General features: G+C 61.7%; 18 protein-coding genes. 9 read left to right on the top strand and 9 right to left on the bottom strand.

Going from position 1 to position 21,157, the window contains the following annotated elements; translation table 11 throughout:
- Position 1: 1 nt before the first annotated feature.
- The 5 genes from ddpC to BLU37_RS24680 all read right to left on the bottom strand — a co-directional run bounded on the left by ddpC (position 2) and on the right by BLU37_RS24680 (position 5,192).
- Positions 2-883, bottom strand: a complete 882-nt coding sequence (gene ddpC, locus BLU37_RS24700; RefSeq protein ID WP_090209860.1) for a D,D-dipeptide ABC transporter permease — start codon at positions 881-883, stop codon at positions 2-4.
- A gap of 1 nt (position 884) precedes the next feature.
- Positions 885-1,901, bottom strand: a complete 1,017-nt coding sequence (locus BLU37_RS24695; RefSeq protein ID WP_010452421.1) for an ABC transporter permease — start codon at positions 1,899-1,901, stop codon at positions 885-887.
- 70 nt (positions 1,902-1,971) lie between these two features.
- Complete coding sequence (locus BLU37_RS24690; protein ID WP_090209858.1) at positions 1,972-3,552, bottom strand: ABC transporter substrate-binding protein; 1,581 nt, start codon at positions 3,550-3,552, stop codon at positions 1,972-1,974.
- A 202-nt stretch (positions 3,553-3,754) separates the two neighbouring features.
- Entirely contained in the window at positions 3,755-4,294 is a 540-nt protein-coding gene (ddpX, locus tag BLU37_RS24685) for a D-alanyl-D-alanine dipeptidase (RefSeq protein WP_010452419.1), read from the bottom strand.
- A 37-nt stretch (positions 4,295-4,331) separates the two neighbouring features.
- Positions 4,332-5,192: a MurR/RpiR family transcriptional regulator gene (locus tag BLU37_RS24680; protein ID WP_010452418.1), complete on the bottom strand. Its 861-nt coding sequence runs from the start codon at positions 5,190-5,192 to the stop codon at positions 4,332-4,334.
- 316 nt (positions 5,193-5,508) lie between these two features.
- On the opposite strand from BLU37_RS24680, the gene BLU37_RS24675 reads away from it, so the two are divergent.
- Together BLU37_RS24675 and BLU37_RS24670 are read left to right on the top strand one after the other, a co-directional pair.
- Entirely contained in the window at positions 5,509-6,699 is a 1,191-nt protein-coding gene (locus BLU37_RS24675; RefSeq protein WP_090209855.1) for an NnrS family protein, read from the top strand.
- Positions 6,700-6,971: 272 nt separating this feature from the next.
- Complete coding sequence (locus tag BLU37_RS24670; RefSeq protein WP_172833057.1) at positions 6,972-8,150, top strand: GGDEF domain-containing protein; 1,179 nt, start codon at positions 6,972-6,974, stop codon at positions 8,148-8,150.
- Between the two features lie 562 nt (positions 8,151-8,712).
- On the opposite strand, the gene BLU37_RS24665 is transcribed toward BLU37_RS24670, so the two are convergent.
- The gene (locus tag BLU37_RS24665) at positions 8,713-9,633 is read right to left on the bottom strand and encodes a LysR family transcriptional regulator (RefSeq protein ID WP_029379621.1); all 921 of its coding nucleotides are present in this window, start codon (positions 9,631-9,633) and stop codon (positions 8,713-8,715) included.
- 109 nt (positions 9,634-9,742) lie between these two features.
- On the opposite strand from BLU37_RS24665, the gene BLU37_RS24660 reads away from it, so the two are divergent.
- The 6 genes from BLU37_RS24660 to BLU37_RS24635 are packed head-to-tail and all read left to right on the top strand — an operon-like array spanning position 9,743 to position 16,716.
- Positions 9,743-10,426: a thermostable hemolysin gene (locus BLU37_RS24660; RefSeq protein WP_172833056.1), complete on the top strand. Its 684-nt coding sequence runs from the start codon at positions 9,743-9,745 to the stop codon at positions 10,424-10,426.
- Positions 10,423-11,988: an AMP-binding protein gene (locus BLU37_RS24655; RefSeq protein WP_090209850.1), complete on the top strand. Its 1,566-nt coding sequence runs from the start codon at positions 10,423-10,425 to the stop codon at positions 11,986-11,988. Before BLU37_RS24660 ends, BLU37_RS24655 begins: the two co-directional genes overlap by 4 nt.
- Complete coding sequence (locus BLU37_RS24650; RefSeq protein ID WP_090209848.1) at positions 11,963-12,844, top strand: TauD/TfdA family dioxygenase; 882 nt, start codon at positions 11,963-11,965, stop codon at positions 12,842-12,844. The genes BLU37_RS24655 and BLU37_RS24650 overlap by 26 nt, the downstream gene beginning before the upstream one ends.
- An 8-nt stretch (positions 12,845-12,852) precedes the next feature.
- Positions 12,853-13,980 carry an aminotransferase class III-fold pyridoxal phosphate-dependent enzyme gene (locus tag BLU37_RS24645; RefSeq protein ID WP_090209846.1) on the top strand — a complete coding sequence of 376 codons (1,128 nt, stop codon included), beginning with the start codon at positions 12,853-12,855 and terminating at the stop codon, positions 13,978-13,980.
- Positions 13,958-15,298, top strand: a complete 1,341-nt coding sequence (locus BLU37_RS24640) for an aspartate aminotransferase family protein (protein ID WP_090209844.1) — start codon at positions 13,958-13,960, stop codon at positions 15,296-15,298. The genes BLU37_RS24645 and BLU37_RS24640 overlap by 23 nt, the downstream gene beginning before the upstream one ends.
- Positions 15,299-15,300: 2 nt before the next feature.
- A complete protein-coding gene (locus BLU37_RS24635; RefSeq protein ID WP_090209842.1) occupies positions 15,301-16,716 on the top strand; it encodes an amidase in 1,416 nt (471 codons plus the stop codon).
- A 6-nt stretch (positions 16,717-16,722) separates the two neighbouring features.
- Here BLU37_RS24635 and BLU37_RS24630 read toward each other — a convergent pair whose 3' ends face one another.
- The 3 genes from BLU37_RS24630 to BLU37_RS24620 all read right to left on the bottom strand — a co-directional run bounded on the left by BLU37_RS24630 (position 16,723) and on the right by BLU37_RS24620 (position 19,884).
- The gene (locus tag BLU37_RS24630; protein ID WP_090209840.1) at positions 16,723-17,634 is read right to left on the bottom strand and encodes a DMT family transporter; all 912 of its coding nucleotides are present in this window, start codon (positions 17,632-17,634) and stop codon (positions 16,723-16,725) included.
- Between the two features lie 164 nt (positions 17,635-17,798).
- A complete protein-coding gene (locus BLU37_RS24625; RefSeq protein WP_090209838.1) occupies positions 17,799-18,989 on the bottom strand; it encodes a cyanate transporter in 1,191 nt (396 codons plus the stop codon).
- A gap of 172 nt (positions 18,990-19,161) precedes the next feature.
- The gene (locus BLU37_RS24620) at positions 19,162-19,884 is read right to left on the bottom strand and encodes a pirin family protein (RefSeq protein ID WP_090209836.1); all 723 of its coding nucleotides are present in this window, start codon (positions 19,882-19,884) and stop codon (positions 19,162-19,164) included.
- Between the two features lie 221 nt (positions 19,885-20,105).
- Between BLU37_RS24620 and BLU37_RS24615 the strand changes: the two genes are divergently transcribed.
- Positions 20,106-21,056 carry a GlxA family transcriptional regulator gene (locus BLU37_RS24615; protein WP_090209834.1) on the top strand — a complete coding sequence of 317 codons (951 nt, stop codon included), beginning with the start codon at positions 20,106-20,108 and terminating at the stop codon, positions 21,054-21,056.
- Positions 21,057-21,157 lie beyond the last annotated feature (101 nt).

The following is a 21,157-nucleotide window of genomic DNA, read 5'->3' as shown; positions in this document are numbered from 1 at the left end:
GTCATTTCCCCTGTTGCCGTGGGTCGAGCAGATCGCGTACGCCATCGCCGAGCAGGTTGAAGCCGGTGGCGGTGATCAGGATCGCCAGGCCGGGAAAGGTCGAGTACCACCAGTTGTCGAGGATGTAGTTGCGTCCGGTGGCGACCATCGCGCCCCATTCGGCGGTCGGTTGCTGGGCACCGAGGCCGATGAAGCCGAGGGCCGAAGCCATGAGGATGGCGCTGCCGATATCCAGGCTCAGTTGCACCAGCAACGGTGGCATGGCGTTGCGCGCCACGTGCCAGTGGACCATGTGCCAGCGCCCGGCGCCGAAGGTCTGTGCGGCCTTGACGTAGCCCATCTGACGAATGCTCAGGGCCTGGCCGCGGGCCAGGCGCACATAGGACGGAATCCTCACCAGGGTGATCGCCAGCATGGCGTTGAACAGGCTGGCGCCCAGCGCTGCGGCCAGGGCCATGATCAGCACCAGCGACGGTACCGACAGCATGATGTCCATCAGACGCATGATCAGCGCATCGAAGCGTCCGCCGATCACCCCCGAGAAGCAGCCCAGCAGGCCACCGATCAGGCAAGAGGCAAAGGCCACGAACAGGCCGACGCCGACTGATTGCTGGCTGCCGAACAGCACACGGCTGAAGATATCCCGGCCGACCTCGTCGGTGCCGAACCAGTGCTCGGCGGAGGGTGGTGCCAGGCGCTCGGCCAGGTTCAGCGCGTTGGGATCGTGGCTGGCGAGCCACGGCGCGAAGATCATGCACAGCAGTACGAGGGTGGTGATCGCCAGGCCGGCCATGGTCAGCGGGCTGCGGCGGATCTGGTAAGCCAGGTAGGCGAGCTTGTCGCTCCAGCGTGGGGAGCGTGTTGCACTCAAGGTTACGGACATATCAGCTCACCTCGCCGATGCGTGGGTCGATCACGCGGTACAGAAGATCGATGGCCATGTTCAGCAGCACATAGATGAAGGACACCAGGATCGCGAAGCCCATCACTGCCGGGAAATCCAGCGACTGGATCGACTTGACCACGTAGGCGCCCATGCCGGGCCAGGCGAACACGGTTTCGGTCAGCACCGCACCGTAGAGCAGGTCGCCGAGGGTCAGGCCGAGCACGGTCACTGACGGGATCAAGGCGTTGGGCAGGGCGTGACGCAGGATCACCGTCCAGCGCGACAGGCCGTATGCCCGTGCCGTGCGGATGTAGTCCTCGCCGAGTTGATCGAGCATTGCCGAGCGGATCTGCCGCGCGACCACGCCCAGGGTCACGAAACCGAGGGTGGTGGCCGGCAGGATCAGGTGCTGCAGCGCGTCGACGAACAAACTGCCGTCGCCGGCCAGCAGCGAATCGATCAGATAGAAGCCGGTAAAGGCCGGCGGCGGTGTCAGCCCTTCGGAGAGGCGGCCGCCGCCGGGCAGCCAGCCAAGCTGGCCGTAGAACAGCACGATGGCGCCCAGGCCCAGCCAGAACGCCGGGGTGGAAATGCCGGTCACCGCCAGGGTGCGGGCGATCTGGTCGATGGCGCGGTTGTGATAGACCGCCGACAACACGCCCAGCGGCACCCCCGCCAGGATAGCCAGCAGCAATGCCACCAGCGCCAGCTCCAGGGTGGCGGGGAAGAACGCCTGCAAGTCCTCCAGCACCGGCCGGTTGGTGCGGATCGAAGTGCCGAGGTCACCGTGCAGCAGGTCCATCAGGTAGCGGCCGTATTGTTGATACAGCGGCAGGTCCAGGCCCAACTGATGGCGGATGCCGGCCACCAGCGCATCACTGGCACGATCGCCTGCGATCAGCCGGGCCGGGTCACCGGGAATCAGGTGGGAAATTGCGAATGTAATCAGCGAAACACCGAACACGACCAATACCAGGCCGAGCAGGCGCTTGCGCAACAGAGTCAGGAAGGCCATCTGGCACCTCAGTCACACGAACGACGAGAACGCCGCGCCAGCCGCGAACGGCTGGCGCGGGCGAGCAGGCTTACTTGCTCATGCTGCCCAGGTTGAACACCTGTTCGAGCATCGGGTTGAACACGTAGCCCTTGACCGAGTCACGCATCGGCAGGGTGTAGCTCTTCTGATAGAGGTAGGCGTAGACGCTGTCCTTGAGCACCATTTTCTGCGCCGTCTGGTACAGCTCGACGCGCTTGGCGGTGTCGCTGGTGGATGCCGCTTCACGGATCAGTTTGTCGACTTCGGGGTTGCTGTAGAACGAGCGGTTGCCCTGCAGACCCTGCATCTTCGAGTCGAACCAGAAGTTCATGAACATGTACGGGTCGGCGAAGTCCGGGCTCCAGGCACCGGCGGCGATGTCGTAGTCGGCCTGGCCGACGCGCTCACGCAGGGTCGCGTTGGCGAGTTTTTCCAGCTTGAGGTTGATGCCCAGCGGGGCCAGGGCCGCTTGCAGGGTCAGGCCGATCGGTTCCCAGTTCGGGTCCTTGTCGGAGTACAGGTAGCTGAGCTGGGTGACCTTCTGCGGTGCTTTGGCCAGGCTCGCCTTGGCGGCGGCCAGGTCCTGTTTCATGACCGGCAACGAGCTGTCGTAGGCCCACATGCCATCCGGGATCGGCCCGTTCATCAGCTTGGCCTTGTCCTTGAGGATGCCCTTGACGATGCCGCTGTAGTCCACCGCTTCGGTGATGCCACGGCGGGCGTCGACACTGGTCAGCGGACCCTTCTTGTTGTTCAGATAGAGGTAGGTGACCCGCAGCGAGGGGAACTCCCTGACCACTACCCCGGACTTCTTGGCGAGCACGCCGAGTTGGTCTTCGGGCATGTCCTCGATGATGTCCAAATCACCTTTTTCCAGTTGCAGGCGGCGGACTGACGGCTCGGCGATGATCTTGATGATCACGTTTTTCAGCGCAGGCTTCGGCCCGGCGAAGTAGCTGTTCGGTTCCAGGGTCAGCGACTGGCCTTTCTGCCAGTTGCTCAGGCGGAACGCTCCTGAGCCTGCGGTGTGGCTGGACAGCCAGGCGTTGACGTCGCTGCTCTTGTTCACCACATCCGGGTTGATGATCGAGGCGCCGTTGTGGGCCAGGGTGAACAGGAACGGCGCGAATGGCGTCTTGAGGGTGAAGCGGACGGTCTGCGGGTCGACCACCGAGACCACCATGTCCTCTGGGAAGGCGCCGGACGGCCCTTGCTTGAGGGTCATCAGGCGGTCGAAGGAAAACTTCACCGCGTTGGCATCCACCGGCGCGCCGTCATCGAACTTGTTGCCGGCCTTGAGTTTGAATTCCCAGACCAGGTTGTCGGGGGATACGGTCCAGCTTTCGGCCAGGTCGCCCTGGACTTCGGTGCTGCTCTTGTCACCCTCGACCTTGTAGCCGACCAGGCGCTGGTACGACGGATAGGTGATGGTCCAGTCGTTATTGTCGAAGGTCACGGCCGGGTCGAGCGTCTGCGGGTCGGCAGGCTTGCCGATGATCAGCGTGTCTTGCGGGGCTGCCGCGCTGGCAGCCTGCCAGGCGCCGAGGCTCAGGGCGCTGCACAGCAGGGTCAGCAGTAGCTTGCCGCTGCTGGCAGTGGTCTTGCGGGTCACGGTGTCGATGGGGTTCATGCCGGTTTCCTTGATCATTCGATGTATGGAAGTTCGTCAGGTTTTTTATAAAAGCTATAACCGGGCAGTTGCAGGTGAAGCGTAAGTGGCGCGCGTTATTGTTGTTTTCAGCCACGGTGAGGCGGCTGTGCTGTGTGCTTTCGAGGCTCTCTGGTCTCGTTGGCGTTGGCCTTGCGGTTGGAGCGGTTCGTCGGGCGGTGGCTTATACGTCCTCCAGCAGTGGGTAGTCGTCGGCGTTCGGCAATTCGTAATGCCACCACTCGGTGGCGATGGCCTGGAACCCGGCCGCGAGCATCACCCCAAGCAACAGCAGCCGATTGCGCTGCACTGCGATGGGCAGGTCGGGATAGAACTGATGGGAGCGTTCTTCCATGGTGTCGAAGGCGCTACCCATGTCCAGCGGCTGGCCGTCGTCGCCGATCAGGGTCAGGTCGACCGCCACGCCACGGCTGTGGTGCGAGCCCAGGTGCGGATCGCGCACGTAGTCGTTGTTCGGCAGCGCCTCCCACAGCAGGTGCTGGGCATAGGGCGGCCGGTAGGCGTCATAGATGCGCAGGGTGAAGCCGGCCTGGCGCGCCAGTCGGCTGGCCTGCGCCAGGCACTCGGCGGCCTGGCGGTGCAGCCGGCAGCGGCTCGTGGGGTAGATGACTTTTCCCGCGAGGTTGTCCGCGCTGGCGTAGATCATGTCGATCTGCACCTGGTAGTGCTGGGCATCGATCTCTACAAGGGGGTTGTTGTTCACGCAAACACTCCGGTTTGGGGCGGGTTGGGGCCATGTTTCAACCTTCGAACTGGCCGAAGGCTTTCTGCAATTGGCGGTTCCGGGCCAGGCGCTCGTCGAGACGGTCGCCATATTTCTCCGCCACCGCCGACACCACCAGGTTGAACAGGCAGGTCAGGGGGGCGAGGGAGTCCCAGAACTGGCCGACATCGGTTTTCAGTTGCAACAGGTCGAGCGCATGGTCCCGCGCCCAGGGGCATTGCAGGTCGGTGATCAGCGCCAGGGGCAGATTGTTCTCCTCGGCCACCTGGCAGAAGGTCTGGGTCACGCTGGAGTAGGCCCGGAAGTCGGCGATGATCGCGTAGGGATTGGCGAAGCCGGAGTTCAGCGTTTCGGCGTAGATGCCCGAGAGGCCGTCGACGTAGTAGACCTTGGGACGGATGTATTCGAGGTGGCTGTGGAAGGCGGTGAGAATCCCGCGGGTCGACTGGATCCCCAGGATGAACACCGCATCGGCTTCATGGATACGCTGCACGATGCGGGCAAACGCCTCGCTGCGGGCCAGGCCATAGACGTGCTGGATGGCTTCGATCTCGCGATGCAGGGAGCGGTCGAGGGCATCCTCCTGATTGGCCTCGGCACGAAAGGCGCCGATCCGGTCGGTGATCAGCCACGATGTTGGCGTCTCGCCACGCAGGCTCTTCTTCACGTCGTCGATGTTCTGATAACCCAGCGAACGCAGGAAGCGTCCCACCGAAATGCCGGTGGTGGAGGCCTGTTGGGCGATGCTGTCGGCCGACTCGAACGGCAACTGTTCCGGGTTGCCGAGCAGGTAGCTGGCGATGCGCTTGCCGGTCGGGGTCAGGCTGGAGAACTGTTGCTCCAACTGCTGTAGAAAGCTGTTCTTTTCCGTGGACATATCAGCGGGCCGGCAGGTGGTTGTTATCTTGATGTCATTTATATAATTCGTGTTATGAACATAACATTGCTTTCCGAGGTAGCACAATGCCTTTTTGCCGGCGATGGGGCGGGTGCTTCCAGGAGGGAGGAGTGCCGGGTTTCTTGATCGGTATCAACGGCAGGCGTGACCGGAGCGAAGTTGGCAGCGAGGTGCGCGGTTTGCCCTGTTGATTTACGACAAGGCGTTCAATCGCGAATGTCCGATGATTGCCACCTGGATTCACCCCGTGGCAGGCGGATGATCGTCGGTTGGCGACAAGCCAGAGGAGCCTCTTATGCAAGTGCTTGAGCGCAGTAAAGCAATGGCGATCACACCGCTGTTCCGGCTGGCCTTTCGGCCATTCTTCCTCGCCGGCTGCGTGCTGGCGGCGCTGGTCATACCGCTGTGGCTGGCGGCCTTCGGCGGGACGATCAGCGCCTGGACACCGGCCGGCGGTTGGCTGGGCTGGCATCGGCATGAGTTGTTGTTCGGCTTTGGCCTGGCGATTATCGCCGGTTTCCTGCTGACCGCCGTGCAGACCTGGAGCGGTCGTCCGGGACTGTCCGGCAAGCCGCTGGCGGTGTTGGCACTGCTGTGGCTGGGCGCGCGGCTGGCCTGGCTGTGCAATGTCCCATGGTGGCTGCTGGTGCCGCTGGAACTGGCGTTCCCGCTGGCGGTAGCCGTGATCATGGGCCGTACCCTGTGGGCCGTGCGGCAGCGGCGTAACTACCCGATCGTGGCGGTGCTGCTGTTACTGACCGGGGTCGACGGTTTGGCTGTGTACGGCCTGCTCGAAGGCCATGAAGGCTGGCAGCGCCAGGGTGTGCTGGGCGGGCTCTGGCTGGTGGCGGCGATGATGGGACTGATCGGTGGGCGGGTCATTCCGTTCTTTACCCAGCGTGGCCTGGGGCGCGTCCAGGGAGTGAGCGCCTGGCCCTGGCTGGACGGGTTGCTGCTGGCAGGCTCGGTACTGGCGGCGCTGGCCTACGCCAGCGGTCTGGCGCTGGGGGTCAATACCGGAGTGGGCCTGCTGTTCGCGGTATTGGCGGCGGGGCATCTGGTGCGCCTGCTGCGCTGGCAGGACCGTGCGCTCTGGCGAGTGCCGCGGCTGTGGTCGTTGCACCTGGCCTATGGCTGGTTGGCGCTGGCCTGTCTGGTCGTCGCCCTGGGGCATTTTGGCGTGTCGCTGAACCCGAGCCTGGCGGTACATTGCCTGACCATCGGTGCCATGGGCGGACTGGTCCTGGCGATGATCGTCCGGGTCAGCCTGGGCCACACCGGGCGGCCGCTGGAGCCGCCGTCGGGGATGACCCTGGCATTCATTCTGCTGAACCTGGCGTGCTTCAGTCGGGTCGTGCTGGTCGGTTTCTTTCCCCTGCCGGCGCTTTGGCTGGCCGGCCTGTGCTGGACCCTGGCATTTGCCCTGTACACCTGGCGCTACGCGCCGATGCTGCTGCAGGCTCGGGTCGACGGGCATCCGGGCTGATCGCGACCCTGTTGCGTGAAAGCCTGGCCGCGGACCTGGTTCGAGCCCGACAGCCGCGAGCCTGACCCCCATGACGGCCTGCTCGAAACCAGGCTCAAGTAGCGGCGCCGGAACCAACGCTGTTCAGCGTCGGGCTGCCAAAGCCTTGCAGAGGCTGCTGTTCAGGTACTCCGTCAGAAAGTTGGCAAAAAGCCATCTTTGAGAAGTTTTAGCGTCACGAAAAGCATTATAATTGACGCCTTTCATCGCCGTTCAGAAAGGCCCGTCCGTATATGTCGCTTGACCCCCTCACGATGTTGGTGCTCACGATCGCCCTGGCAGCGGCGGCTGCCCTGTACCTGGTGGTCGAGTGGCGCAGCGTGCGTGAACCATCGCTGCTGTTCTGGAGTTCGGGCTTTGCAACGATCAGTATTGGCTCGACACTCGCCTTGCTGCGCGGCAGCGGTTTTTTGCTAGTGGGCATCTGGTTCGCCAACGGCTTGCTGGTGACCGCCCACTGGCTTTTCCTGGTGGGGGTCGCGCACTTCACGCAAACGCGGCTCTCCCGTGCCTGGTTCCTGGTGGTCGTGGCCTGGGCCGCCATGCTGTTTTTACCCAGTGATCCGTCGTGGTCGAAGATCATGATGCTGGTCAATTCGCTGATGGTCTCCCTGGTGACCTTGCGGGCCAGCTTTCTCTTGCGCCCTCACGGCAAGTCATTGAGCGTGGGCGCGGTACAACTGCGTTATGTCCTGCTGATCCACGGGCTTTTCTATCTGGTCAAGGCGCTATCGACGGTCATTCCGGGGACGCTGATCGACCTCGCTGCGTTTCGCGGCGAGATCATCCAGATTTCCCTGGTCGAAGGCACCATGGCGATCATGCTGATTGCGCTGTCGATGACTGGCACTGAGCGTTATCGCCGGGAAAAGCGCATCGCCCGCCTGGCTGCTCGCGACCCCTTGACCGCGCTGTACAACCGTCGCGCCTTCGAAGTGCGCGCTCCGCGTCTGCTTGAGGAGGTCTCGAGTGCCCGGCCGGGGGCCTTTTTGCTGATCGATGTCGACAACTTCAAGCTGATCAACGACCTCTATGGTCATACCGCTGGGGACCGCTTGTTGGTAGCGCTGAGCGAGATGATTCGTTCGCTGCTGCCCGACGGTGCACTGGCTGCCAGGTTTGGCGGGGATGAGTTCGTGATCCTGCTGGGTCATGCTTCGGCGCAGCAGATCGTGAGTCTGGGCAGTAGCCTGCGTGACCAGTTTCGCCGGGTGGCTTGCGAAGCGTTCGCCACTCCGGAGGCGGTGACCCTGAGTATTGGTGCCAACCTGTTTGACCAGCCCCCCACCAGCCTGGCGGCCTTGATCGAGCACAGCGATGCCGCGCTCTACGAGTCCAAGCGCGGCGGGCGTGACAGTATTCGTTTGATTGATCGAACTGCGGCGGGCGGTGAGATTCTGCGTACAGTCTGATCCGGCTAAGCGCCTGACTATTGGAGTTACCCGTACACACTCTGGGTGAGATAGTCAGTACAATTTCGGACAAACGTAAGAAAATACCTCAACTATTGCGTGTACATGAACGCGTATCTGCTCTGAGTGCGACTATCCGCAGAGGGCCAGTCGAGGCTTTCCACCGCTAATTATTGACCCTGAGGTTAGTTCTTTTGTCAGACGATTCAACAAGCCGGGCAATGTGCTGTGTTCAAAAATATGAGCACAAAGGATGACGCCAAAACATTGTCGAAATTGCCTGTCTACGGAGATCAATCCCAAAGCGGGAACAATATCCCGGCGCCAACACAAGAGTATCTAAGGCGGACCGCGCAGGTGACTGGCTGGCGATGTCGCGTACTCGCATACGCTGATAGAAGAATGGACAGATTGTCCTACGTTTTTCGAATAAAGTTTCAGCGCTTTCGGGGCGCTTGATATGCTTTTGGTAATCAGTTGCATTATCTTAGTGCGGCGTTTAAGGACAATAGTCTGACCCGTGCCAGGGATGAGCACCGACCTTGAGTCAAGCGTCTTCCGATCAGGCACAGACCTTGGCGATCTGCTCGCGTAGCCAGGTATTGGCGCTGCTCTGGCCGCTCTTGCGATCCCAGAGCATGTCCATGGTGAAGCTGGGCAGGCCCGGCGGTGGTTTGCAGAAATCGAATTTCGTCTCGTCACAGATCAGCAGCTGGATACGTCGAGGCAATGTCAGGACCAGGTCGGTCCCGTTGATCATCTCCAGTGCCGCAACATAACTGTTGGAGCGGGCGACGATCTGCCGGCTATAACCTTGTTTGCCAAGCCAGCCATCGACCATGTTGGTATCCGACATCCACGGCGTGGGAAATATGTGCTGACGGGCAACAAAACTTTCCAGACTGAACTTATTATCTTCGGGTATGAAATTCTTATCGACAACGCAGATCAGTTCGTCATCCAGCAGTATCTTTGATTTTAGGTTTTTTTCCTTGCGATGGAAGTTGGGTCCCGAACAGATGACCAAGTCGAAAGTGCCATCTGAAAGTTTTTCCGTTGGAATTTCCTTGTGAAATTTATGAATATTTATTATGACCGGGAAACTGCTTTTGATGAATTTTTTCAGTAGTGTCGGCAGGATCAGTAGTTCGAAATATTCAGGGGCGCAAATATTGAAAGTTATCTCTTTTTTTGCCGGATCGAATGATTGAGTTTCCGAGTGGCAGAGATTGATACTTTTAATGATGTTGATGACATGGCTGTACATGCTGGTGGCTTTGCTGGTTGGCAACATGGCATTACGGGTATGGATGAACAGCTCGTCCTCGAAGCTCGTGCGCAGCTTTTTCAGGCAGTAGCTGACCGTGGACTGGCTGACGCAAAGGGTTTCGGATACCTCGGTGACGCTGCTCTGCTCATATATTGCGACGAATACCATCAGGTCCTGCATGTCCAGCTTTCTGAGCATATTACTATTGAGCATAAGGTTCGTCTCGATGAAAATCCATGGGCGTTACTTTCTTCCTGTCTGTAATAAAAACGAACTATTTGTATATTAGCGGATAAAATCTATTTTTTAAATAGCCACTGGGATGTCACCTCAATATATTCGCACCTCACATTTTGACAACCCCTGCACAGGGACTGAGGAGGGCGAAATGTTGGTACGTGTCACGGAAAACCAGACACCGTTGTGGATACAGGCAACGGAAGTTGTGAAAGAGAAATTCCACAGTTCTTATAAGGCGAATGTGGAACCGAATCCGCAATACTTTGCGCTGACGCTGGATGTCGATGAGCGAATTCTTTCTTGCGCCGGTATAACTTTTGCCGATTATCGAACGTTGTTCTCCGAGCAGTACCTGCCGGAGCCGATCGAGACGATTCTGTCGCGGCGCTTCGAAAAGAGCATCGATCGTTCGAATATCGCCGAAATAGGCAACCTGATCTCCCATCACCTGACGGCGGGAATCATCATGGTCAACATGATCCCGTTGCTCGCCTGGTGCATGGGCGCCCACTACCTGCTGTGCACGGTCACGCCACGGGTTCGGGAGATGATGGAGAGCTGCCAGATCATCTTCGAACCACTGCTTGTTGCCGATCCGGAGCGTCTGGCCGACGACAGCGGCAAGAAATGGGGCAGCTACTACTCGAAGCAGCCGATCACCGGTTTTATCCGCGTTGATCCGCAGCGTTCGCGCTTCGCCGCGCTGACCCTGAATACGATGTTCAGCCAATTGCCCACCGATCTGCCAGCGAGAGCGCAGCCATGAGCGTTGTATTCATTGCCGATTTGCGGCGAGCCCTGCAAGCCAGCCGCGATTCGGTCTGTGCGGTCGACTGCGCAGCGAGCGGTCTGGAACAGGGTGTTGCGTTGACTTATGGGGAGCTTGAGTCTCGCGCGCTGAACCTGGCCGCCGAGTTGCAGCGGCGTTTCACCGCGAGCAACGAGGGCGAGCGGGTGGTGCTGGGCATTGCCACGCGCAACAGCAGCGACTGGCTGGTGGCTGACCTGGCCTGCCTGTTCGCCGGGGTGACGGCATTGCCGTTGCCCTTGGCGTTCAGCCAGTCCCAGGCCGAACACCTGGCCGCACGTTGCGACGGTTTCCTGGTCGATGCTGCGGGACAACGCACCTTGAGTGAGCGCTGGCTGCTGGATTTCCCCAAGGAGCGTTTGCGCCGTATCGATGAGCCGGCTATCGAGCAGCCCCTGCTGGAGGTGCCGGACGATGGCGAGTGGATCTGCAAGATCATCCATACCTCGGGTACCACCAGCCGGCCCAAGGGTGTACGCCTGAGCACGGCGGCAGTCGGCGCGGTACTGGCCTCCCTGCGCCAGGGCATGCCTGTCAATGCTCACCGGCGCTACCTGTCGCTGGTGCCGTTGAGCCTGCTGCTCGAGCAGGTGACAGCCGCGTACTTGCCGTTGCTGGCGGGCGGTACGGTGTTCTTCCTGCCGCAAGAGGAGCCGCTGCTGGGTGAGCCGGGGGCTTCGCCGCAACGCCTGATCGACTGGCTGCTGAGGGTCGAACCGACGGCCATGACCGTGCCGCCGGTGATGCTCAACCGTTTTTACGAACAACTGGCCCAAGGCGACGAGTCGAGCGAACAGCTGTCGCGCTATCTGCACTCGGGTGTGCATATCACCTGTGGTGGCGCGGCGGTCAGCGTCGACATTCTCAAGGCCCTGGCCGAGGACGGCATCCCGGTGTTCCAGGGTTATGGGCTGTCCGAAAACGCCTCGGTGGTGAGCATGAATACCGCTCGGGACCAGCGTCTGGGCAGCGTCGGCAAGCCGCTGGCGCATGTCCAGGTGCGTATCGGCGCCGACCAGACCATCGAGGTCAAGAGCAGTTCGCTGTTCAGCGGTTATTCGGGGCTGGATCCCAGCGCCTGCTCGATGTCCGAGGATGGCTGGATGGATACCGGTGACCTGGGGTCGCTGGATGCCGACGGCTACCTGTATGTCCACGGACGCAAGAAGAATGTGATCTGTCTGCCCAATGGCCGCAATGTCAGCCCGGAACAGGTCGAGCTGGAATACCGCGAGTATCCGGGAGTGCGCGACGCCGCCGTGTTTTTCGATGATGTGCATGGCCTGGTGGCTTTGCTCTGCGTCGAGTCGCTGCCGGATCGAGTCGAACTGGCCAACTGGTCTGGCCGGCGCTTCTCCGATATCGAGCGGCCCAGCCGCCTGTGGCTGCTGACCAAGGACGATCCGCTGCTCGAACAACTCTATACCGTGACCGGCCGCCCGAAACGCGCCGATATCGCCACCGTTTTCTCCACACTGCAAGGGAATGCAACTGATGAACTCGCCTGCCTATCACTCTGAAAGTCCAGCCGTCTCGATCATCGAGCCTCGCCACTTCAACAGCCTGGGCAAGCCCGAGCTGTACGAACTGCTGGGACACTACGGCATCGTACTGTTTCGCAACAGTATCCATAACGCTGAGGATTTCAGTGCTTTTGTCCGGCAGAACAGCTCGCGGCTGAGCCTCGACCCAGCGCGGGTCATGGTCGGCGGCGCGGCGCAACTGGTGGACGCCGGGCGCGATGCGGTCGGCCTGCATTGCGAGAACGGCAACTCGCCGTTCTGGCCCGATATCACGTGGTTCTATTGCCAGGAAGCACCGCGCAAGGGTTCTCAAACCACCCTGTGCGACGGTGAGAAAGTCCTGACGAAACTGTCGCCCGATTGCCGCAAGTTCTTCGAGGACAACTCGATCCGCTACAGCCGCACCGTGGCCGGGGACAAGTGGCGCCGCCTGGTCTGCCACTACTCGTCGACGCTTTCGGACCCCAGCGCCGTGGTCATCGAGGACCTGCTGCAGATCATCGGCGACGACCCACGCACACGGATCACCTTCAACCCAGCCGATGACTCGATCCATTACGCCTTCAGCACGTCGGCAATTCTGGTCTCCGATTTCAGCCAGCGTCCGGCCTTCGCCAACAGCATTCTGGGTCCTTCCTTCAACTATGAAGCGCCGGTGATCGACACCGTCTCCGGCTTGCCGATCCCGGCCGAGTTCCTTGCCGAAATCGCCGCAGTGACCGCCCAGGAAACCTATCCGGTCGGCTGGCGCGACCATGACATGGTGATGATCGACAACCGCCGGGTCATGCATGGCCGCGAAGCCATCGTCGATGACCGCCGCCGCATCTTCAATGCCTTGAGCTACCGTTGAGACCTCCTATGAAGACCACTGACAAACTGATCATCACCGGCCAGTACGAGAGCTACACCGATGGCGACGGTCGCAAGATCGTCGACCTGAGCGGCGGCTTCGGCTTCCAGGTGCCGCCGGTGATCGAGGCGGTCAGCCGCCAGGCCGGCATCATGGGCTTGTCCAACCGGGTGCTGATGTCCGAACTACTGATTGGCTTGTGCCGAACCCTGGCCGAGTTGCTGCCCGCACCCCTGGTCAGTTCCTACGTCTGCAGTTCCGGCGACGAGGCGTTCGAGGGGGCCTTGAAACTGTGCAAGGGCCTCAAGCCCAGGGGCAACACCATCGTTTTCATCCAGGGCGGCGATTTCGGTTCGTTGAGCTATGGCCGGTGCCTGAGCGCCTCGCGTGACTATCAGGAAATCCAGAATTTCCTGGGCTTCAAGCGCGTGGCGATCCAGCAGGTCGCCGACCTGGACAAGGTCGATTGGGACGACTGCTTCGCGGTTTGCCATACCAGCACGGTGATCGATGACAGCGGCCGCCTGCGCCTGATCGAACAGGCGCTGCTCGATCAGCTGTATGCCCGGGCCGCCAAGGCGTCGGCTCCGGTGATCGCGGTCGATGTGCAGAGCTGCCTGGGCAGCCTCGGTAAGCTGTTCGGTTTCCAGTACTACCAGAACACCCCGGATATTGTCGTACTGGGCGGGGCCTTGGGGGGCGGGGCGATTCCCATCGGCACCTACACCTGCAGCGAAGAGATGGCCTATCGGGTCTACGGTCGCAGCAGTCCGGCCAAACATGGCAGCACCACGGCGGGTAACCCGATGGCCTGCGTGGCCGCGCTGACCGCGCTCGACTATGTGCGCCAGCATGATTGTGCCAGGCAGTGCCTGGAAAACGGCCGGTTGCTGGCGCAGACGCTGGCTCCGCTGGGCGCTGTGGCTTGTGGTGCCTGGGTCAGCCTGCCGCTGCCTGGCGATCTCAAACCGGCCGAGTTGTGCCAGATCCTTTACGAACGTGGTGTTTACGTCAGCGTACCGCGCGGTCGCGAACTGATCCTGCGTTGCCCCGTTACCGCGCGCTCCGAAGCTGTCCAGCGTGCCGCCCAGATTATCAAGGAGACTCTCAGCCATGTCCTTAACTCTGCCGCATGAGCAACTGCTGGACGATTGCCAGCGCCACTGGAGTGCCTCGGCCGCCAAGCTCTATCGCCTGGGCAAGACCAGTGTCGAGCAGCACACTGACGGTATCTACGTTACCGACCATGCCGGCAAGCGTTTCATCGACTGTGCCTGCAGCTATGGCGTATTCATTGTCGGCCATCGCAACCCGCTGGTCCGCGAGCAGGTGCAGAACCAGCTGAACCGCATGGCCTGGGTTCCGGAAGGTCGCGTGCATCCGTTGCAGCATGCCTTGTCCGAACGCCTGCGTGACCTCGTGCCGGGTCATTGGGGCGATGTCCAGTACATGGTCTCGGGGGCCGAGGCCGTCGAGCAGAGCCTGCGTTATGTGCTCAAGGTACAGCGCAACCGTCGCGGTATCGTGGTGATGAACGGCTCCTACCACGGCAAGACACTGGCGGCGATGAGCATCCTTGGCCAGCAACAGCATCATCGCAGCTATGGCACCCAGGCACCCCAGGTGACTTACGTGCCCTATGGCGACTTCGCCGCCTTGCAGAAGGCGGTGGGCGAGGGTGTGTGTGCGGTGTATGTCGAGCCGATTCTCGGCGGGGCGCACCTGCAGGTGCCGCCGGTGGGTTACATGGCCAACATTCGCGCGTTGTGCGATGCGACCGATACCCTGTTGGTGGCCGACGAGATCCAGACCGGCTTCGGCCGTTGCGGCAAATGGTTTGCCGTGCAGTACGACGAAGTGGTGCCGGATATCATGATCCTCTCCAAGGGCCTGACTGGCGGCTACACCTCGTTTGCCTGCGCCATGTACAGCGAGCGGCTGAGCCGGCAGTTCCCGCTGGCCGAGATCGAACCCGACCAGCGCACCAATGGCGGCCACCCGGTGGGCTGCGCCTCGGCGCTGGCCGCCATCGACTACATCGAAGAGCACGACCTGGTCGAGCAGTCGCGGATCAATGGCGGCCTGCTGCGTCACGGCCTGCAACGGTTGGCCGAGCGCTATCCGCAGATCGTCGAGGATGTGCCGGGTGTGGGGCTGATGACCGGTTTGCGCTTGCGTGGTTCGGTGTATGAGGCGCTGATGAGCATGGAGTTGGGCAAGCGCGGCATTCATGCCGGGCATTCGATGAATGAAAAGGCCCAGCGTCCGGTGCTGCGTTTCTACCCGCCACTGAATATCACGCCCGAGGCGTTGCGCCACGTGCTGACGATGACCGAAGAGTCGCTGGAAGCTATCGCTCGGCGGCCCAAGCTTGGGGTCAAGGCATTCTCCCTGGTGGTGCGCAACATGTACCAGATTCCCAACAAGATGCTGCGCAGCAAGGCGCAGAGGTGAGCATGTTCAACCCCGATACCCTGACCTTGCGGGAAATGGCCGGTCTGTTGCGGCGCGGCGCGTTGACCAGCGTCGAGCTGCTGGAGTTCTATCTGCAGCGCATTGCCGAGCGCAACACGGGAATCAACGCCCTGATCCAGCTCGAGTCCGTCGACGCCTTGAAGCGCCAGGCTCTGGAGGCCGATAAGTTGGCCGCCCAGGGCATCTTTCTGGGGCCTTTGCACGGCGTGCCGTTGACGATCAAGGATGTCTGCCATGTGCGCGGTTTCCGCCTGTCGCGCGGCCTGGAGGAACTGCTCGGCGAGCCCAGCCAGCAGGACGCCACGGCGGTCGCGCGGTTGCGTGAGGCGGGCGCGATCATTCTCGGCATCACCAACGTGCCCGAGCTGTGCATGGCGTTCGAAACCGAGAACCTGCTGTATGGCCGTACGCTCAATCCCTACGATGCGCGTCGGTCCGCCGGCGGCAGCAGTGGCGGTGAGGCGGCGGCCATCGCCGCCGGTTGCTCACCGGCCGGGCTGGCGTCGGATGCCTGCGGCAGCGTGCGGATTCCGGCGCATTTCAATGGCATCTGCGGGCTCAAGCTGACCCAGGGGCGGGTACCCCTGACCGGCCAGTTCCCCAATGACCGCTCCGGGTTGTTCCACCTGACCTCGGCGTTCGGGGTGATGGGTCGTTATGTCGATGACCTGGCACTGCTCGGGCCGCTGATCAGTGGCGCCGACGGCCAGGATCCCGATACGGTCGATGTGCCGTTCGCCGAGAGCAAGCCTCTGGCCGAACTGCGGGTGGCATTGTCCTGGGCGTCCGATCGGACCCAGGTCAGCGCCGGCGTGAAGCAGGTATTGCAGCGTGTCGAGGCGTGCCTGCAAGGTGTGGTCGCCGGTTTGAGCCCGTCGGTTCCGCCGATGCTCGATGAGGCCTGCGATATCCTCTGGCGGGTGTTTATCAGCGGGGCAGATGGCGGTCGTAGCTGGCAACGGCTGTTCCAGGCGATGGGCAAGCAGACTTACACGCCGGCCATCGCGGAACTGGTTCGGCGCAGCGAGCAGGTCGAGCTGAGCGTGGATGAACTCAAGCGCGACTGGATCGCCATCGATACCTTCCGCTATCAGTTGGCGAAGTTCTTCGTCGAGCACGACCTGTTCATCTGCCCGGTTTACCCGGACGTGGCGTTCGCTCATGGCGAGTCGCTGGAGGATATTGATCGGTATGCCTTCGTGTTCCCGTTCAGTCTCTCGGGCTCGCCGGCGGTGGTCATCCGTGCCGGTCACGATTCGCAGACCGGCTTGCCGATCGGGATCCAACTGGTGGGGCCGCACTGGCAGGAGGAGCGTCTGCTGGCAGTGGCGGCCTTCCTGGAGCGGCAGTTGGCACGCTGGACCCCGGTCATGTTCCAGGATCCTGTACCCGGTTGACGTTGTTCAGGCCAGGGCGGGCCTGGTGCTGCGACTGCTCAGCACCAGCGCGCCCATGCCGACGGCTACCAGCACGGCACCGACGGCTTCCACCAGCGTCGGTTGCTGGCGCAGCCAGAACCAGTGGAACAGGGTCACGAACAGTGTGTTGAGGTAGACATAGGAAATCACGGTCGAAGGGGCGATCACCCCGATGGCCCGATGCAGTAGCCAGAAGGTCGCCAGGGTGCCGAACAGCGCCAGGTACACCAGCCAGAACAGATCCCGCCCGGTCAGCAGCGTACCGCTGCGCCAACCTCCGCTGAATCCGCACAACACCAGCAGAAACAGCGCGCCAAAGAGCATGTTCCAGAATGTCATCGCCACCGGATCACGGCCTTTGAGAACGCCGGCCTTGAAGCGTTGGCTCAGTGGCGAATAAAGCGCCATGGCCAGGCAGCCGATGCTGAACACAATCACCGGATAGGGCGTTGGCAACTCGCCCGGTGCCGCGCCCTTGAGAATCAGCAGCACGGCGCCGAGCGCCGCGAGTGCCATCGGCAGCAGGCGAACTTTCAGGCTGGCGTTGGGCAGCAGCAGGGCTTCGAAACCGAGGGTCATCAAGGGTACCAGGGTGTACAGCGTCGCGGTGTTGACCGCGCTGGTATACCGCAGCGCTTCGAACAGCGAGCCGAAATAGGCCGCCAGCAGCAGGCCCAGTACGGCATGAGCCAGCAGCCCTCGGGCTGAAACCGGGGATTTGTTTTTCAGAAGCAGCAGTGGCAGGAACAGCAGGGCCGAAAACAGCAGGCGCAACCCGGTCAGCAGGATCGGATCAATCGATTGGCCGACCTCGGCCGCGGCAAAAAACGACGCGGCGATCAGCAGCGCCCAGATCAGCATGCCCCAATGAGCGGCAGCGAAACCGACTTGTTTCATGGTTGTCTCCAGGAGTGGATATGTATGAGTGCCCGGATGGGCGCATGCCCCGGGCCCGGGCGTGAGCACGGGCGGGGCAGGGGGACGGTGTGAGGTGATGCGAAGCGGTCCTTGCAGGTCAGGCCGGGCAGCCTGTCGGGAAACCCTGCAAGGACCGTCGATGACTATTGGATATGCTGGGCGTAGTGCTTGGGATTGAACCGCAGCACCATCAGGATCATCACAGCCATCACTGCCGCCAGCGACCACCAGGCCCATTCGAAGCTGCCCAACTGGTCGCGGATCATCCCGGCGATCAGCGGCGACAGGCCGGCGATCAGGTAGCCGATGCCCTGCACGAAGGCAGTCAGGCCGCCGGCACGACGCGGATCTTCCAGGTGATCGAGCGAGACGATCAGACTCATCGGGAACAGGCCACCGATCCCCAGGCCCAGCAGGCATGGCCAGAGCAGGGTGAAGTGTTGCGGGCTGAGGATCAGGCCGCAGAAACCGGCGATGATCAGGGCCAGCAGCACAGCCAGCACCAGGCGCCGATCCTGGCTGCGATTGGCCAGCGCCGGGGTCACCAGGCCGGACACCACTTCCATGGCGGTCAACAGGCCCAGCAGCAGCCCGGCACTCTGTTCGCTCCAGCCCTTCTCTACATAGTAGGGGGCCAGCCAAGCCAGCACGCAGGTATAGGACGCCGTGCCGAGGCCGAAGAAAATCGCCAGCAACCAGGCCCGCGAATTACTGAAGAACGACTCTTGCCGGGTGCTGCCGGGCGCTGCTGGCAAGGCCGGAATTGCCGAGCGCTGTGCATACCAGACAACCAGCCCGACCAGTGCCAGCACCGCCCAGACTGCCATGCTGATCCGCCAACTGCCGGTCTGGGTCAGGACGAAGGGCGAGAACGACGCTGCGATCGCCGCGCCGCCCATGATCGAGGTGACGTACACCCCCATGAACAGCGAGACGTTGTTGCTGAAACGTGACTTGATCAGTGCCGGCATCACCGCCTGGATCAGGGCGATCCCGAGGCCGGCCAGGACTGCGCTGAGGATCAGTTCGGCGGTGCTGTCCAGGTATAAGCGCGAAGCGGTGGCCAGACCTATGACCAGCAGTGACACGACAATGGTGCGGTGTTCGCCGAAGCGTTGGGCCAGGCGCATGCCGAGAAACATCGCCAGGCCCATGGCCATGACCGGCAGCATGGTCAGCAGCGCGGCGGCGCTGAAACTCAGCGGTATATCGCCGCGAATAGCCGATAGCAGTGGACCGACAGCGGCCATCGATGGCCTCAGGTTGAGAGCGACCAGTACCACGCTGATCATCAGCCAAGTGGCATGAGCGCTTGACGCTCTAACGTTTTCCATGTGGGAGCCTTCCATGACAAAGCCCCAATTAGGCCATCTCGCGGGGGGCGGGGCAATTCGAAAAACTAATGGAGTCTATTGATAAATTAGGATTTACCGCCGGGCAGGATGAATGCCATGGCGTCGTGACCGCCAAGGCCCGAGGGCATTGAGCCCCCGGGCTATTTCAGCCTCACGGCATTTGTGGCAGTTCTTCAGGCCGCAGGTCGAACACCAGGACTTCGGCATCCACCCCGTTGGCCAGGGTCAGCAGGCGCTCCTTGCGCACCCGTACGCCGTCACCGGCCTTTAGCACCAGGCCGTTGAGTTCGACGCTGCCGCGCGCGACGTGCACATAGGCGTAGCGGTTCTCGGCCAGTTCCAGGCTGGCGGTTTCCTGGCCGTCGAACAGGCCGGCATAAACTCGCGCGTCCTGGCGTACTTTCAACGAACCCTGCTCACCCTCGGGGGAGATGATCAGCGCCAGGCGGCCACGTTTCTGCTGGGCGCTGAAGTGCTGCTGCTGATAACGCGGGGTCGCGCCACTGACGGCAGGCACGATCCAGATCTGCAGGAAGTGCACCTGCTCACTGTGGGAGTGGTTGAACTCGCTATGAGCCACGCCAGTCCCTGCGCTCATCAGTTGTACATCGCCAGGGCGGATCACCGAACCGGTGCCGAGGGTGTCCTTGTGTTCCAGGGCCCCCTCGAGCACATAGGAGAAAATCTCCATGTCCCGGTGCGGATGTTGGCCGAAGCCCTTGCCGGCCGCGACCCGGTCGTCGTTGATCACCAGCAGGTCGGAAAAACCCTGCTCGTTGAGGTTGCGATAGTTGGCGAAGGAAAAGGTATGGAACGACTTCAACCAGCCGTGGTTGGCGATGCCGCGATCAGAAGCCTTACGAAGGGTCAGCATGATGAATTCTCCTGCGGGGACGTTGATTCGTCCGAGTGAGGAGAAGCTTAATGTTTACCCATTTGTTCAATAAGTAGATGAAAGCTGAAAGACCGTCTCCTTGCAGTTGACAGTGTGGGTCGGCTGTCCTGTATGCTCACTGCTTACCCCATTGTCTCCGATCCCTCTCAGCCGGCGACGCTGTGGGCGTGTCCTTTTGAATGTGAAGTGATGTCCAAGCGATGAAAACCGTGGCAATGGTGCTGTTTCATGATTTTCTGCTGCTCGATATGGCAGGGCCCATGGATGTGTTTTCCATGGCCAACCGTTATCTCAAGCCTGCCGATCACTATCAGCTCCTGACCATCGGCAGCGAGGCGGGCGCACTGCGCGCCTCCAATGGCGTGCGGGTCAATGCCGATCTGTGCATCGATCAGGCGCAGTCCGCGTATGACCTGTTGCTGGTGCCTGGTGGTCCGGGGGCCTATAACCGCAATCACCTGCCGCTGGTCAACTGGTTGCGGCAGGCCGCCGGCAAGGCCACGACCTATGGCTCCATCTGTACCGGAGCGTTCGTGCTGGGGCATGCCGGCCTGCTCGATGGGCACCGTGTGACTACCCACTGGAATTACACGGAGCGGTTGAGCAAGGCCTTTCCCGCCGCCACGGTCGAAGTTGATCGAATCTACCTGCGTGACGGCAACCTGCTGACCTCCGGTGGCGTCACCGCTGGTATCGACCTGGCGCTGGCGGTGGTGGCCGAGGATCACGGCAAGAAGGTCGCCCAGGACGTGGCGAAGGTTTTGCTGGTGGTGATGAAGCGCCATGGCGGGCAGGCGCAGTTCAGTCCACTGACCGCCGCCGTGGCGCCTCAGCAGACCCCGGTGACCTGGGTGCAGAACCATGTACTCGAACACCTTGGCGAAGCGTTCAGTGTCCAGAGCATGGCGGCCCTGGTGAACATGAGCCCCCGGCACTTCTCCCGGATGTTCCTGCGCGAGACCAGCATGACCCCCATGGCGTTCGTCCAGAGCGCCCGCATCGACCATGCCAGGAGCTTGCTGGAAACCACCGACCAGCCACTCAAGACCGTGGCCTATAAAAGTGGTTTCGGCAGTGTGCGGCACATGCGCTTTCTGTTCGGTGAAAAGCTCGGGCTGACCCCCCTCCAGTACCGCGAGCAGTTCAGTTAAGCCCTTTTTGTCCGCCTCGCGCATCGTGAAGTCCGTAACGCTCCCCCAGCGACAGTTTTTCCTTGATCCTCGCCTGCCAAGATGGATGCGGATATTTCGCA

This window comes from Pseudomonas asplenii, assembly GCF_900105475.1.
GTDB lineage: Bacteria > Pseudomonadota > Gammaproteobacteria > Pseudomonadales > Pseudomonadaceae > Aquipseudomonas > Aquipseudomonas asplenii.
This window is presented reverse-complemented; position numbering and strand designations above follow the sequence as displayed.